The organism is Pseudomonas sp. GW821-FHT03C07, assembly GCF_059420925.1.
In genome coordinates this window covers 12082-27982 of sequence record NZ_JBWKUQ010000036.1, presented here as the reverse complement: position 1 = coordinate 27982, position 15901 = coordinate 12082, and the positions used below count along the sequence as shown (strand labels likewise).

The 15901-nt window shown below is 60.2% G+C and carries 7 protein-coding genes and 1 tRNA gene; 3 read left to right on the top strand and 5 right to left on the bottom strand.

What is annotated here, in order from left to right:
* Positions 1-91: 91 nt before the first annotated feature.
* A tRNA-Val gene (locus AC07VG_RS33265) sits at positions 92-167 on the bottom strand.
* 160 nt (positions 168-327) lie between these two features.
* Between AC07VG_RS33265 and rdgC the strand changes: the two genes are divergently transcribed.
* The 3 genes from rdgC (at position 328) to sugE (ending at position 2929) form a co-directional block, all read left to right on the top strand.
* Positions 328-1248: a recombination-associated protein RdgC gene (gene rdgC, locus AC07VG_RS33260; RefSeq protein ID WP_495004072.1), complete on the top strand. Its 921-nt coding sequence runs from the start codon at positions 328-330 to the stop codon at positions 1246-1248.
* 281 nt (positions 1249-1529) lie between these two features.
* Positions 1530-2495 (top strand): bile acid:sodium symporter family protein, encoded by a 966-nt coding sequence (locus AC07VG_RS33255; RefSeq protein WP_495004071.1) that lies wholly within the window; start codon positions 1530-1532, stop codon positions 2493-2495.
* A 116-nt stretch (positions 2496-2611) separates the two neighbouring features.
* Complete coding sequence (sugE, locus tag AC07VG_RS33250; RefSeq protein ID WP_495004070.1) at positions 2612-2929, top strand: quaternary ammonium compound efflux SMR transporter SugE; 318 nt, start codon at positions 2612-2614, stop codon at positions 2927-2929.
* 220 nt (positions 2930-3149) lie between these two features.
* Here the strand turns inward: sugE and AC07VG_RS33245 are convergent, their stop codons facing one another.
* The 4 genes from AC07VG_RS33245 to AC07VG_RS33230 form a co-directional block, all read right to left on the bottom strand.
* Positions 3150-5027 (bottom strand): MFS transporter, encoded by a 1878-nt coding sequence (locus AC07VG_RS33245; protein WP_495022551.1) that lies wholly within the window; start codon positions 5025-5027, stop codon positions 3150-3152.
* A gap of 91 nt (positions 5028-5118) precedes the next feature.
* Entirely contained in the window at positions 5119-6273 is a 1155-nt protein-coding gene (locus AC07VG_RS33240) for a TDT family transporter (protein WP_495022550.1), read from the bottom strand.
* 191 nt (positions 6274-6464) lie between these two features.
* Entirely contained in the window at positions 6465-11261 is a 4797-nt protein-coding gene (locus tag AC07VG_RS33235) for a hypothetical protein (RefSeq protein WP_495022549.1), read from the bottom strand.
* 84 nt (positions 11262-11345) lie between these two features.
* Positions 11346-15899 carry a Tc toxin subunit A-related protein gene (locus AC07VG_RS33230; protein ID WP_495022548.1) on the bottom strand — a complete coding sequence of 1518 codons (4554 nt, stop codon included), beginning with the start codon at positions 15897-15899 and terminating at the stop codon, positions 11346-11348.
* Between the last annotated feature and the right edge of the window lie 2 nt (positions 15900-15901).

Below are 15901 nucleotides of genomic sequence, written 5' to 3'. Positions count from 1 at the left end.
CAGCGGACGGGACTCGAACCCGCGACCCCCGGCGTGACAGGCCGGTATTCTAACCGACTGAACTACCGCTGCGCGTAACACTGATGACGAATGGTGGGTGATGACGGGATCGAACCGCCGACCCTCTGCTTGTAAGGCAGATGCTCTCCCGGCTGAGCTAATCACCCTTCGCTTTCGGTGTGGCGCGCATTCTACGGAGCACTCCGGACTCTGGCAAGCACTTTCTTTAATATTTTTCTCAGGCCTTCCAAAGACTTAGCAGAGGGTTGGCCTATCGGGCCATGAAGAGAATAATGCCCTCCTTTGTATAAAGGAGAGATGCACCCCATGTGGTTCAAGAACCTGCTGATCTACCGCCTGACCCAAGATCTGCCTTTTGATGCCGAGGCGCTGGAGACCGCACTGGCGAGCAAACCGGCCCGCCCCTGTGCAAGCCAGGAGTTGACCACTTACGGTTTCGTCGCGCCCTTCGGCAAAGGCGAAGACGCCCCGCTGGTGCATGTCAGCGGCGATTTTCTGCTGGTGGCCGCGCGCAAGGAAGAACGTATCCTGCCGGGCAGCGTGGTGCGCGATGCGCTGAAGGAAAAGGTCGAGGAGATCGAAGCCGAACAGATGCGCAAGGTCTACAAGAAGGAACGCGACCAGCTCAAGGATGAAATCATCCAGGCATTCCTGCCACGGGCGTTTATCCGTCGCTCCTCGACCTTTGCCGCGATTGCGCCGAAACAGGGCCTGATCCTGGTCAACTCGGCCAGCCCAAAACGCGCCGAAGACCTGCTGTCGACCCTGCGTGAAGTGCTCGGCACCCTGCCGGTGCGGCCGCTGACGGTGAAAACCGCGCCAAGCGCGATCATGACCGAGTGGGTGAAGACCCAGGCAGCCGCGGAACATTTCTTCGTGCTCGATGAATGCGAACTGCGTGACACCCATGAAGACGGCGGTATTGTGCGCTGCAAGCGCCAGGACCTGACTGGCGAGGAAATCCAGCTGCACCTGAGCACCGGCAAGGTGGTGACTCAGTTGTCGATGGCCTGGCAGGACAAACTGTCCTTCGTGCTCGACGACAAGATGGTGGTCAAGCGCCTGAAGTTCGAAGATCTGCTGCAGGATCAGGCCGAACAGGACGGCGGTGAAGAAGCCCTGGGCCAGTTGGATGCCAGCTTCACCTTGATGATGCTGACCTTCGGCGAATTCCTGCCGCAGCTGTTCGACGCCCTGGGTGGCGAGGAAATGCCGCAGGGTATCTGACCGCACGCTGTAAGCGGCGTGAACACCTGTGGGAGCGGAGCTTGCCCGTGAAGAACGATAACGCGGTGTGTCAGACAGACCAGGTTGTCAGCATTCGCGGGCAAGCTCCGCTCCCACAGAGACTCCGTCGTACGCAGGCTCTCGGTTCGACACGGGCATTGTGGGAGTCGGAGTTACCGGGTCGCCGCCCCCTCGATATCACCAAAGGCTTCGCAGGCAAACGCCTCTGCCACAGGTCCACGCCGGCCTGGTTCGACACCGCATATAACAAGGAAAACACCATGCGCGCACTGGCCACACTCAGCCGCTTCGTCGGCAATACCTTCGCCTACTGGGTGCTGATCTTCGCCGTGCTGGCGTTCCTCCAGCCCAGCTGGTTCATCGCCCTGAAAATCGCCATCGTGCCGCTGCTCGGGCTGGTGATGTTTGGCATGGGCCTGACTCTCAAACTCGACGATTTCGCCGAAGTCGCCCGCCACCCCTGGCGCGTGGCCCTGGGCGTGGTCGCCCACTTTATTATCATGCCAGGCGTCGCCTGGCTGCTCTGCCGGGCCTTCCAGTTGCCGGCGGAAATCGCCGTCGGGGTGATCCTGGTCGGCTGCTGCCCCAGCGGCACCTCCTCCAATGTCATGACCTGGCTGGCCCGCGGCGACCTGGCGCTGTCGGTGGCCATCGCCGCCGTCACCACCCTGCTCGCCCCGCTGCTGACCCCCGCGCTGATCTGGCTGCTGGCCTCGGCCTGGTTGCCAGTGCAGTTCAGCGAGCTGTTCTGGTCGATCCTGCAGGTGGTACTGCTGCCGATCGTGCTGGGAGTCGTCGCCCAACGTCTGCTGGGCGAGCGCGTCCGCCATGCGGTGGAAGTCCTGCCGCTGGTGTCGGTGGTGAGCATCGTGATTATCGTCACCGCCGTGGTCGCCGCCAGCCAGGCGAAGATCGCCGAGTCCGGCCTGCTGATCATGGCCGTGGTGATGCTGCACAACAGCTTCGGCTACCTGCTGGGCTATTTCACCGGCCGCCTGTTCAAGCTGCCACTGGCCCAGCGCAAGTCGCTGGCGCTGGAAGTCGGCATGCAGAACTCAGGGCTGGGCGCCGCGTTGGCCAGCGCGCACTTCTCGCCGCTGGCGGCGGTGCCCAGCGCGCTGTTCAGTGTCTGGCACAATATTTCCGGGGCTCTGCTCTCGACCTGGTTCCGCCGCATGAGTGAAAAGCAGGACCGCGAACAGGCCGCTGAGCGCGCACTGAATTGAAGGAAATTTGACCAGACGGGCAAGAATGCGCACTATAGTGCGCAGCGCAAGGACGACCTTGCGGCTTGAGCGCAGCATCCATCCGGGGACGACCCCATCCATAGATGGAGGTTTTCATGTCCTGGATCATTCTGTTTTTCGCCGGTCTCTTCGAAGTCGGCTGGGCCGTTGGCCTCAAGTACACCGACGGCTTCAGCCGCCCGCTCCCCAGCGTACTCACGGTTACGGCCATGGTCATCAGCCTCGGCCTGCTGGGTTTGGCCATGAAGGAGTTGCCGCTGGGCACCGCCTATGCCATCTGGACCGGTGTCGGCGCGGTGGGCACGGTGATCGCCGGGATCATCCTGTTCGGTGAGTCCATGGCCTTGTTCCGTTTGGCGAGCGTGGCCTTGATCATTGCCGGGTTGGTCGGTTTGAAAGTCTCGGCCGCCTGACACTCTGCTTGATTCAACACGCCCCCCCTGTGGGAGGCCCGCGAAGCCGCCAAAAGCTTCGCGGGCAAGCTCCGCTCCCACATCAGAGCTTCGGTCGTACACAAACTCTCGGCACGATACGGATAATTGTGGGAGCAGGATTTACCGGGACGCCGGACCGCCGCGAAGAGGCCCGCAAGGCCACCAAAACTTCGCGGGCAGGCTCCGCTCCCACACACGCCTAGCGGTGCACCATCCCCCGCAACTGCAACACCTGCTCGCGCAACTGCTCCGGCACCGCCACCTCGGCTCCGACCGGCGTTCCCGCCACCAGGGTCACCCGCGACCACAAGCGCCGGAATAACCCCTTGGCCGGATCACGACTGAAGAAACTGCCCCACAAACCTTGCAGAGCCAGCGGAATCACCGGCACCGGGGTTTCCTCCAGCACGCGGGTCATGCCGCCCTTGAATTCGTTGATCTCACCATCAGTGGTCAGCTTGCCCTCGGGAAAGATGCACACCAACTCGCCGTCCTTCAGGTACTCGGCGATTTTCCGGAACGCACGCTCATAGATATCCAGATCCTCACCGCGCCCGGCAATCGGAATCGCCCCGGCCGTGCGGAAGATGAAGTTGAGCACCGGCAAGCGATAGATCTTGTAATACATCACAAACCGAATCGGCCGCCGCACCGCGCCACCAATCAGCAAGGCATCGACAAACGACACATGGTTGCAAACCAGCAAGGCCGGCCCCTCATCGGGAATCAGCTCCAGGTTGCGGTGCTCGACGCGGTACATGGAATGGCTGAGCAACCAGATCATGAAGCGCATGCTGAACTCGGGCACGATCTTGAAAATATAGGTGTTGACCGCGATGTTCATCAGCGACACCACCAGGAACAACTCGGGAATCGACAGCTTGGCCACGCTCAGCAGCAGGATCGAGACCATCGCCGAAACCACCATGAACAGCGCGTTGAGGATGTTGTTGGCGGCGATCACCCGGGCCCGCTCGTTCTCGACGGTGCGCGACTGGATCAAGGCATACAGCGGCACGATGTAGAAACCACCGAACACCCCCAGCCCGAGGATATCCACCAGCACCCACCAGGCCTGGTGATAACCCAGGATCGCCAGCCAGTCGTTGGCCTGCACGTTCTGCGGCAGGTTGCCGGAATGCCACCACAACAACAGACCAAACAGCGTCAGCCCGAACGAACCGAAAGGCACCAGGCCGATTTCCACCTTGCGTCCCGACAGCCGTTCGCAAAGCATGGAGCCGGCGGCAATCCCCACCGAAAACACGGTGAGGATCAGCGTCACCACGGTTTCATCGCCGTACAACCACTCCTTGGCGTACGCCGGAATCTGCGTCAGGTAGATCGCCCCGACAAACCAGAACCAGGAGTTGCCGACAATCGAGCGCGACACCGCCGGCGTCTGCCCCAGGCCCAGGCGCAAGGTGGCCCAGGACTGGCTGAAGATATTCCAGTCCAGCCGTAGCTGCGGGCTCGCCGCCGCCGCCCGGGGAATGCTGCGGCTGGCCAGGTAACCGAGCACCGCCACCAACACAATGGCGCTGGACACGATAGGTGCGTAGTGCGCCGAAGACATCATCACCCCGGCACCGATGGTCCCCGCCAGGATCGCCAGGAAGGTACCCATTTCCACCAGGCCGTTGCCCCCCACCAGTTCGTCTTCAGCCAGGGCCTGGGGCAGAATCGAGTATTTGACCGGGCCGAACAGCGCCGAGTGGGTGCCCATGGCGAACAGCGTCACCAGCATCAGCGACAGGTGATCGAACACAAAACCCACCGCCCCTACCGCCATGATTGCGATTTCACCCAGCTTGATCACCCGGATCAGCGCGTCCTTGGCGAACTTTTCACCGAACTGTCCGGCCAGGGCCGAGAACAGGAAAAACGGCAGGATGAACAGCAAGGCACAGAGGTTCACCCAGATACCGCGATCCCCGGTGAGGGCGAGCTTGTAGAGGATGGCGAGGATCAACGACTGCTTGAACAGATTGTCATTGAAAGCCCCGAGGGACTGCGTGACGAAGAACGGCAGGAAACGCCGCGTACGCAGCAGACTGAACTGTGAGGGGTGACTCATCTTCCCTGTACCTGAGTGGCGCCGAGAGCGGCTTTCTTGTTGGAAGGCGGATCACCGCCCCCGGGCCACAACCTTACCTAATATCGGGCAACTATTTCGCTATTCCTGCCAGGCAAGGTGAAACAAAAAGCTCACCTTTGTAGGCCCCGCGCAGGGTCCGCGAACCGACAATCAGCCAGAGCACCGCCAACAGGGCCACCAACACCTGGCCGAAGCCATTGAAAAAACCCAGGTGCAAGGTGCTGCCCAGCTTCAAGGTTGCCAGGGCATAAACCCCCAACGGGAAGGTGAAGCCCCACCAGCCGAGATTGAACGGGATGCCCCGACGCAGGTAACGCAGGGTGATCAGCACTGCCATCAGCATCCACCACAAACCGAAGCCCCAGAGAATAATGCCGGCGATCAGGCCCAGGCCGCTGGCGATCTCACCGATACCCGGCAGGCCGCTGGCGGCGAAAATCGCTGGCGAGTCCGCACCCAGCAACAGCATGCCCAACGCACCGGTACCGATCGGCCCCAGGGCCAGCCAGCTGGAGGCCGCCATGTTTTCATGGGGCAACTTGTGCAACGCCATGCGCAACAACAGGATACTCAGGATGCTGAACGCCACCGGCACCGAGAACGCCCAGAGCACATAGCTGGTGATCAAGACGTTGAACTGCATATGTGTATCGAGCAGGTGCGGCGCCAGCAGGCCGCCGCTGGCCGCCGCTACTTCCGCAGCCACCACCGGCAACAGCCAGACCGCGGTCATCTGGTCGATGCTGTGCTCCTGGCGAGTGAACATCAGGTAGGGAATCAGCACGCCGCAGGCCAGGGACATGGCCACGTCGATCCACCACAACATCTCGGCGACCGGCACCGCGCTGTCGCCCCAACGCGGCACGCCGAATACCAGGAAACCGTTGATGATGGTCGCCAGCCCCATGGGAATGGTGCCGAAGAACATCGAGACCGTCGAATGCCCGAAAATCCGCCGCGCCTCATGGAAGAACAACACCCAACGCGCGCCGTAGAGCAGGCTGAACACGGCGAACAGCAGGATATTGAACAGCCACAGACCTTCGGCAAAAGCGCGCTGGCCCGGGACTTCAATCGGCAACTGCGCCAGGGCCAGCGCCAGGACACCGGTGCCCATGGTGGCGGCGAACCAGTTGGGGGTGAACTGGCGAATGACTTCACGGGGGTGCTGCAAATGGCCTAAGGGCCGGATTCCGGGTTTGACGCTATGGGCGCACACTTGCATGACTGGCTCCTGTCCTCGGGTGAGGTTGCAGCCATCATAGAACCGGATCGAATATCCATATAACGGGTAATTTCTCTAACTGTTATCTGTTTTATAGATAAGCAATCAGCAGCTGACAGCACCAGCGGTCTTTTCTGGAAGACATGCCCGGCTTGCGTCTGGCCGGGCAGTCAATCGTCGATCATCGTCCGTCACGGCCTGACGACGGTGAGGGTGCGTATGTTTGAGTACACCGGAGCGCCGCTGTGATAGAGCGACTTGGCGTAGAGGCGATGGTCGCCTAGTCCGACGGTTATAACGAGTGTCCAATTGCCGAACGTAATATCACTTGTAACCTCCCCCTTGGAAACCGCGCTGGAGCCACTGCCGTCGAATATCTCGACTGTCTGTCCCCGGCTCGCCTTACCGGACAATCTCAGCTCCGTGCTGGAGGTGCTATCCCCATTCTGAATCTCTTTATTATCGGGGTCTCTGACATAGTCAAGGGTGGGGTTGATCAGCGGCACGACATTGACATGGCGTACGGCTGAGTATGGGGATGGATAGCCGTCCAAGGGATAGAGCGCTTTGGCGAAGAAGCGGTATTGTCCCACCGCGACGGTTAAATTGCATTCCCATGTGCCGGTTAGTGAATTGGCTGTCGCCTGGCCCTTGAGAACTTCATCTGCCTCCCGGCCATCGACAATCGCGACGTTCCGGCCCTTGCTCGCCTGACCTGACAGTTTCAACCGGGTGCTGACAGTGAAGCGTTGGAGGATTCCCGCCGGGACTTCTTTATCGTTGGCATCCTTGACACTGACAATCGTCGGCAGTGTCACGACCACGAAATTGCGTTCATTTGAAAGTACCGGGCTGACGGGATAGAGCGCCTTGGCGTATAGGCGGCGTGGCCCCTCTTCGACGGTTATAACGTGGACCCACAAGCCGAGCAGACGATCGGCGGTAGCCTCCCCCTTGGAAACCGCACCGCTTCCACTGCCATCGAAGATCTCGACTTTCTGCCCCTTGTTCGCCCGCCCTGCCAGTTGCAGCGTCGTGCTACGGGCGAAGCCCCCCTCCGGGATCTCTTTATTGCCGTCTGATACGCTGTCAAGGGTCGGTATGACCTGCTCCAGTTTGACGGTATAGGTGCGCAACGGAAAGGTCTGCGCATTGGCCTCGTTGGTGGTCTTGCTGAAGTCGGCCTTGAACTCCATGGTCAGGGTGCTGCCATCCTTCAGTTCTCTCAGATAACTGTAGGCGGCGGAGACGTCATAGTAGCCTTGGTCTATCCAGGTCTCACTGGTCCTCGGGCCCCATGGTGGTGGCGTCCAGATATCCAGGTTATAGGGGGAAGTCCCGTCGACTTTTGTGCCCTTGAGGCGCAGCCACACATCCTGATTCGGCGCAATCAGCGGCCAGATACCAACCCTGCAGGTGACATCGGCGCTGATGGTGTTCAGGTCCAACTCGGTGCCTTCACCGCTGTTTTGGGCTTGCAGAATTTTAGGCACGGCGGCCTCTAGATCGCCGGGAGCGAAGGTCTGCACCGCCAGGTTGAGTGCTGCTGAGGGATCGGAGGTTTCGCCGTTGCGAATCACGCTGTAGGTCACCGTCACCGGCTTGCCCAGGTTATAGGCGAGCACCTCGACCGGAATAGGGATCTCGCGGCTGGTGGGCAGCGCCTGTGCCGGGGTGGTGTGCGAACCCTCTCCCGCAGTGCCGGTCCAGGTCACACGGACCTGATCACCGGGTAGGACGCCGTACTCGGGAAGCACCACGGTCAGGGCATCCTTGGCCGCCACCGGATTCAATTGCTGGCTGGGCGCGGTGCCGCTGGCCTGCTTGACCCTGGGAGCGGACAGGTCCATGGCCGCACGGACCCTATAGGTGCGCAACGGAAAGGTCTGCGCATTGGCTTCATTGGTGGTCTGGCTGAAGTCGGCCTTGAACTCCATGGTCAGGGTGCTGCCGTCCTTCAGTTCTTTCAGATAACTGTAGGCAGCGGAGACGTCATAGTAGCCTTGGCTTATCCAGGTCGGATTGGTCCTCGGACTTCGTGGCGGCGGTGCCCAGATATTCAGGTCATAGGGAGTAGTTCCATCGGCCTTCGTGCCCTTGAGGCGCAGCCACACGTCCTGGTCTGGCGCAATCAGCGGCCAGGTGCCTGCCCGGCAGGTGGCATTGGCGCTGATGGTGTTCAGGTCCAGCTCGCTGCCTTCACCGCCGTTTTCGGCTTGCAGGATCTTCGGCCTGCCGTCCTGTAGATCGCCGGGAGCGAAGGTCTGCACCGCCAGGTTGAGCGCGGCTGAGGGATCGGAGGCTTCGCCGTTGCGAATTACGCTGTAGGTCACCGTCACCGGTTTGCCCAGGTTGTAAGCGAGCACCTCGACCGGAATAGGGATCTCGCGGCTGGTAGGGAGCGCTTGCGCCGGGGTGGTGTGCGAACCCTCTCCCGCGGTGCCGGTCCAGGTCACGCGGACCTGATCGCCGGGTTGGAAACCGTACTCCGGAATCACCACGGTCAGGGCATTTTTGGCCGCCACCGGATTCAATTGCTGGCTCGGCGCGGTGCCGGTGGCCTGCTTGACCCTCGGGGCGGACAGGTCCATGGCCGCACGGATGGTATAGGTGCGCAACGGAAAGGTCTGCGCATTGGCTTCATTGGTGGTCTGGCTGAAGTCGGCCTTGAACTCCATGGTCAGGGTGCTGCCGTCCTTCAGTTCTTTCAGATAACTGTAGGCGACGGGAGTGTCGTAGTAGCCTTGGTTTATCCAGGTCGTACTGGCGATCGGGCCCCGTGGTGGTGGCGCCCAGATATTCAGGTCATAGGGGGAGGTCCCGTCGGCTTTCGTGCCCTTGAGACGCAGCCACACGTCCTGGCCCGGCGCAATCAGCGGCCAGACACCCGCTCGGCAGGTGGCATTGGCGCTAATGGTGTTGAGGTCCAGCTCGCTGCCTTCACCGCCGTTTTCGGCTTGCAGGATCTTCGGCCTGGCGTCCAGCAGATCGTCGGGAGCGAAGATTTTCACCTCCAGGTGGAACAAATCCGATGGCGGTGACTCGTTGCCGCCGCGAGGGGTGACGGTGTAACTGACCGTCACCGACTGGCCCAGACTGTAGGCAATCACCGACACCGGTAACGGGATCGTCTTCTCGCCTATCGTGCCCACCTCAACCGGTAACGTGGTATAGGAGCCTTCGGCCGGACTGCCGGCCACCCCGGTCCAGGTGACGCGGATCTCGTCGGTACCGCGCATGCCGTCATATTGCGGCACCACCGCTGTCAGCGTGGCCAGCGCCGCAAGCGGATCGAGTTGGTCGCCGGGCGCCTCGGCGATGGCCAAAGCGGGCAGCTCGTTGATACCACCATTCAATGTCAGTGACTGTTTGAAACGAATGCAGTCGAGGCGCAGTGCAAAGTCGCCAATGACATCCGCCGTCGTGGTGATGTTCCAGGTGAGGCCGCTCGCGGTCAGGGGTCGCTCGCCCGTCGGCTCGAGCTGAAGCTTTTGCGCGGGATCGACGCTGAACGCCAGATCCTGACCGATCAGCACGCTGTCGGAGCGTGGTTTGAGGGTCAACTGGTAGGACTGGCCGGGCAGAATCCACCAATGGTCGTCGGGTGAAATTTCCGTTCCGCCAACGCTGAGTTCGAACTGCGCCCATTTGCGGGTCGGGATGGTCTTGACGGCAAAGGCTTGCGTATCGGCTTCAGGCGTGTAAGGACTGTCGACGAGCGCGATGACCGTGGCATCGGCGGCTGGCTGGTAGCCAAACACTGCCACACCCTCCTCGCCGGTGAACAGGGTTTCCAGAAGGTCGCCGTCCTGGCGCCATTCGACGGCGACACCGGGTTCCGGATTGCCGGAGACCGCGTAATGAACGCTCACCTGAAGATCGATGGTTTCCTCTTCCTCGACGCTTGGCCAATAGTCGGGCTGCCCATGGTCGCTGAGGTCGAGCTTGTAGGGCCCGACGATGCAGGCCAAGGCCTCATGGGGCTCGGCATGATAGACACTTTCGAAGCGCAGGGTGGCGGTCCTGCCGTTGACGCTGGGGTCATCGGCATCGTGGCGAATTTCCCAGACCTTGGCGATAGGCTGGGCATCGTCATCCGCGTCGGGCTCTGTCGCTGCCACTTGCAACCCGGCCTGCCCGGCCTCGCTCTGATCGGTAAAGGAGGCATAGGCGCTGGTGCCGGTATAAATCCCGCCGCCAGCCCACCCGCAGTCTTCGGCCACCGGCAGGGAGAGATGATGCGCCCCGCCCCCCCGACAGATCGGCATATAGCGGCGGCCGTCCTTTTCCACCCAATAGCGGGCGCTGCTCCCGTCAAATTCGGGTGCGGGTTCATGGGTGCTCAGCGCCAGCGGCTTGAGATGCACGAACACCGACACACCTTCGGCCATCTCGGGAGAAACATCCGTGCCCAGGGCCTTGCCGGAAAAATGCAATTCACCCGGGCCGGCCGGCCAGCCCGGCTCTTGCGCGACGGGCTGATCACTATCGGGCTCGCTCGTCGCCTCGGCGACGGCGGCGGCATCGAACAGGCCGGACTGAAGGGCCAGGGTCGCCTTGGGCCGAGTGATTTCGTCGTTCAGATCCATTTTGTCATCGCAGATCAGCCAGTCTCGCGGCGGTTCCGCAGCCGCGTTCACGGTGCTCGTCTGCAACTCACGGGTCCAGAAATGCGCCCCACCGTTGAAATACGCCACCACCCTCGGATTGGCGCTCGCTTGCTGCGTCGGCTGATACAGGAACCTGAGTTGATAGCCGGGCGCCGCCGTCAGGCGCAGGTCGATTGGCAGATCGAACTCGATCGCGGCTTCCACTTCGCCATAGAGATAGACATACCGACGCTGGGTGTCATTGCTTGACACGTAGATAAGATCGGCACCGCTGAAGCCTGCTCCCGTGCGTCTCTTCCATTCGGCAGGCCAAGTGCTCGTGGGCAGGTCGGCTGCCGTGCCCAACAGGTTGCGTTTGATCCGTTTTTGCGCGTTCATGTCCACACTCCCCAACAGGTTGTGTTTGCGTCGGTCCGGGCGACTGCGTGCCAGGCTTGAACAAGGCTGGGTGGGTTCCCCGCCCTACTGGCGAAACCCCGTTTCACTTAAAAGCCCTTCGATCTTTTCGGCGAAGTCTCTGCCGCCATCCAGAGCGGTGTATTCCACTTCGACGATAATGTCGGTCAGCGATGCGAGAAGCTGCTCTTGCTTGCCGGGGAGAGCCCGTGGAATAGCGATCTGCCATGAGGAGATCGCGCCGGTTCGTTCAAAGGACGCGTAGCGCTCTTCGTCGAAGGCAAAACGCGAGCCGGTACCGTCATCGTCGAGTCCGTCGGAAACCGCGATTTGCGGCTGGGCGCGCAGGTTGTAGCGCACATAGGTGGTATCGGCATCGGCATGTCGTGGATCGTAGAGATGACGAGCGCCGCCAAGATCGGGTTTGATCAAGAGCTTGCTGGAGATTTGCGTGAGCATCATGCTGACCGTTTCATAGGGGCCGAGCAGCGCCGGCAGCGTGATCGATACACGCCGGATCTGACGCAGATAATGGCCGGGATAGTCGCTGTCGTAAAACCGGCTATCGAGGCTGAAGTCCAGTTTTCCGCTGCTCTGGAGCGTACGAAGTTTATCTGTCCACTCTTCTGGCGCGAAATAGTCGCGCAGCGAGACCATTTTCCTGATCGTCAAGCGCCGTTCATAGCGATGGACAAACGCCGACTCCATGCGCAGCAGGCCAAGTGTCAGCGTCTCGCCGGCCGTGAAGCCATGATGGCTGTCGACCCAGGCGCCGGGCAGGATAAAATGGGTGTCATAATCGCCAATTTCATATTGCCAGCAGGACTGCACCGACAAACACAGGGCGGTCACCGCATCGTAGGTCTGGAAATAAAGCGTGGCCATCTTGCTTTGCATCCAGCGATAGAGCGATGCCCGGGAGGTGCGGGTCTGGGTGAGAAACGCATACATCTCCCTGGCTTGTTCGATGGCGCGCACCTGCTGATTGAGCGAGACCACCGACGCCTTGATCTGGATGGCCTGGGCTTGCAGTTGCTGATTCAGCGCCTCGCGCTCGGCGATCGCTGCGTTGTGCTGGAAGTTCCACTCTTGACGCAAGCGCTGTTGCGAAGCGTAGCGATCATGCAGGCCGCTGTAGAGCGATTCACTTTGACTGTAGGTACTGGCTGCTGCTGCGACAGAATGTGCCGGACCACCGTATTTCATGCCCCCCGAGGCCACACCGAAAATATTGGCAAAGGTTTCCGCCGCGTGTCCGAAACTGCTGCTGATTCCCGAGGTCAAGGCGCCTGTTTTTGCACGCTTCAGATTCTCGCTCGCCTCGATTTCGTCCTTGTTGAGATCCTTCTGGATCAACTTCTCGTAATAGGTTTCTCGCTCAACAATCGCCTGTCGGGAAGCCTCAAGGGCGTCCCACATGGCATCGGCATGACGCTTCAGTTCGACTTGCAGCTCGCGGCTGAAGTCGCCCATCTCGATAAGATGTTCTTGTTGCAGGGTTTCCTGCTCGCAGCGATCCGCCTGTTCGATGTATTGCCGGAGTTGATCGCCAAACCGGCACAGGGTCTGTACCGCTTGTTGCGCACGGGGCAAGATGGCGCTGAAGCGATAAGGCGGGACGACCGGCGGCGTCAGGATGTCCCGCAGGTTGAAGCCGCCACCACCGGCCTGGGCCCGCATCAGGTCCTTGGGGTTGATGGGCGTGTCGTAAAGCGGCAGGTCGATGGGCTTGCCGTCGAGGGTCAGATAGTGCCGCAGGTTGTGCAGGCGTGCTTCCAAAGTGTCCCAGAGATCCAGCAGGTCCCGGTTGATTTCCGGGCGGAAGTCCGGGTGGTCCAGCAGGGGCGCCAAGAGAGTATGGTCGGGTGCCAGCGGCAGATTGATCAGCGTATCGACCGATAGCGATGGGCCGAGCGCATCGAAACACTCGAGGTTTCGAGCAGCCTCCAGCTCACTGAGTGATTTTGGCGTCCAGTTGGAGGCCCCGCGCACGTCAGGGGCCGGCCCCATCATGCGCGCCGCCCTCAGGTAGAGCATTTTGGCTTCGGTCAGGCTGTCGCGCGTGAGTTGTCGATAGAGCCAATCCCCCCATTCAATCAGGGTTTCGACATAATCGCGAAAAATCCGTTTGCGATAATGGATCGGGCTGCTGTAGGCGATGGCATCCGGATCGGCGGGCGAGGCCACTTCGAAGCTTGGGTCGCCCGCCATCAGCAACGGACGCGAGCGCCAATAGGCGGTGGTTTCGACCCGTCCCGGATTGATCCTGGCGGACGGGTCGAACAGATAGTGCAACCATCCCAGCGCATCCTCGTAGCTCATTTCGCGGCGCAACCGTACCGCTATCAGATGTGGAAGATGGAAGAATATCTCCCAGAAATAGCGCCCGTTCGCCCCGTGGAAATCGAGAAATTCCGGCTTATCGGCCCCCGGGCGCGGTGGTTCTTCGGTGTGCTGACTGTCCCAGGAGAGCAAATTTTCGATGGAGAGCGCCGCCCGCTCCACCAATTCGCGACCGAATGTGGTGTTCAGGCGGATGGCTTCGACGGTTTTGTCCGCACCGAACTCAGCCCCAAAATCGAGAAACTGACCGGCTTGGCCTTGAACGCTTTCGGGTCCCCTTACAAGCCTCGGCCCATTGAGTCGCGGCGGCTTCAACCTGACCTCGTATTCTTGATAACCCTGGCTCCAGGTGTCGTCCATGTATTCCCCCAACCCGACGGCAACGATTTGCGGATTGCCCGCCAAAGGGGTCAAGTTCAAGTGCAACGCAGCGCCATTAAATCGAAACAGCCGCAGCTCACCGGCAGGCGCCTTGTCTTCGCCTACCCAAATTGGCAGGGCGAGTGGAGCCGCGGATTGAGTACCACGACGAGAGAATTTTTTATTGATTGCAAAGTTGGAACTGCCGTTGCTCGTGATTTTCAGCCAGGTTCCATGAACGCTGTAGTCGTCATCCGCTAGATTGGCCATCTGCCAAAATATATCTCTATAATCGCCATCACTGTTTAACGCCGGAACGGTCGTGGCAACTATCGCGTGCCCTCCATCAAACGTCACGACATGGCCCGCCGCCCCCTGCTCGTTTAAAAACTCGATCCGTGCGGGGGACGTATAATTACCCGACGCAAAATCAATCACTATGCTGTAGTAGGCGGAATGACGGGCTTCGACAGGGGACGGCTCATGGAGACTAATGTCAATATCAATAAAGGCATATTGTGCCAAGAGATTGGGGTGAACCCGCGCGCGTGAATGAGATATCCATTTCTCATACAGTTTCTGCACGCTACCCACTGTGACAAAAAGCTGTTTTCCAGCGATGTTCATTGCCCCTAGAAGTAGGTAGCGTGTGAGCCCAGACGGATGTTCATTGCTTTTAACTCGAATGGACTCGACCGCCCATCCCTTGTAATCGCTGTCTTCGCCCAACAGCGGTAAGCGTCGTTGGAGGTAAGACGGACCTTTATCCGGCTCCTCCCTCGAATATTGCTCAAGCAGGTGATCGATGTGACCACGCTCTTTTTCCGCGAGATCAATGCGGTTCAACAGTTCATCCCACGCGTAATAGCCTGTTGTGCTTTCACCATCGGTGGTCGACAGGATAACGCCGAGCACCATCTGTTTTACTTCCTTGGTAAGCCCGCTATCGCTAACGATCGCCAGAAGATGATTACCTTCCTCATCGGCGCGTACACGTCGATGGTGCTTACCGAGTGCCACGCTTTTGCGCTCGAGCATGACCGTGTCAACGGTAAAGGGCGGCGCCCAGGTACCACTCAAACTGCGATAGGAGAAGCGAATATCAAACTGGTCCCAGTTAAGCCCCTCACTCCCGCCGATTTCATTGAGGGACGACCGGCTCACCCAGAACACATAAAGCCGGTTGCCAAAGAAAGTCAGGCGCACATTCGTTGCATCGCCAATCCCGGCCTCGATGGGCTCCCATTCGCTCCAGGCGCTGGGAGGAACACGTGTTTGCGCCTCGCCGAGAACAATGGCGGCCTTGCGCCAGTAATGTTTGTTATCGCCACGCTTGCGCCCGAGAAAATAATAATCCGCTCGATAAACAGTTGAATCGGACCTAACAAAAGGCCCATCGATATAACCGTTGAGCACATCGATGTCGGCGATATCCTCGAATTTCTCGAGATAGGCGAGAACGGACGATCGTGCCCGCTCAGTGTTGAGGCGCCCCTGCGCCAGATCCCCTTCCAACTGTTGGTAAAACCGTGATTTGACAATGCGCAATTCCGGATCGATATAGTTTTCCGGATAGCTTTGCAGTTTCTGCGCGCCGGCCCAGATCGCATAACGGCTTTCCCACTGGCGCCAGGTTTCGACTTCCCGCTCATCGAAATCCTGCCCGAAACCCGGCTCGTCACCGGAGTAGATACCGTGGATATAGCGCTGCAAGCTGGCGATCCTCTCGCCCACGGCGGAGGTCTTCGGCGCCGTGCCGACATGGTGGTCGAACAGGTGATAGGCGTCGAGATCGGCGGCGCTCGCCAACACATTCGTATCGCCGTCCCGGGCCGCCACGGCGCCCAAATAACATTCAAGGAGCGCTTCCTGGCGCTGCTTGCTCAAGGCTTCGAGTTTCGTCGTAAGATCGGTCATGA

Coding starts and splice junctions, on each gene's coding strand:
- rdgC (WP_495004072.1), top strand. CDS start 328: ATGTGGTTCAAGAACCTGCTGATCTACCGCCTGACCCAAGATCTGCCT.
- AC07VG_RS33255 (WP_495004071.1), top strand. CDS start 1,530: ATGCGCGCACTGGCCACACTCAGCCGCTTCGTCGGCAATACCTTCGCC.
- sugE (WP_495004070.1), top strand. CDS start 2,612: ATGTCCTGGATCATTCTGTTTTTCGCCGGTCTCTTCGAAGTCGGCTGG.
- AC07VG_RS33245 (WP_495022551.1), bottom strand. CDS start 5,027: ATGAGTCACCCCTCACAGTTCAGTCTGCTGCGTACGCGGCGTTTCCTG.
- AC07VG_RS33240 (WP_495022550.1), bottom strand. CDS start 6,273: ATGCAAGTGTGCGCCCATAGCGTCAAACCCGGAATCCGGCCCTTAGGC.
- AC07VG_RS33235 (WP_495022549.1), bottom strand. CDS start 11,261: ATGAACGCGCAAAAACGGATCAAACGCAACCTGTTGGGCACGGCAGCC.
- AC07VG_RS33230 (WP_495022548.1), bottom strand. CDS start 15,899: ATGACCGATCTTACGACGAAACTCGAAGCCTTGAGCAAGCAGCGCCAG.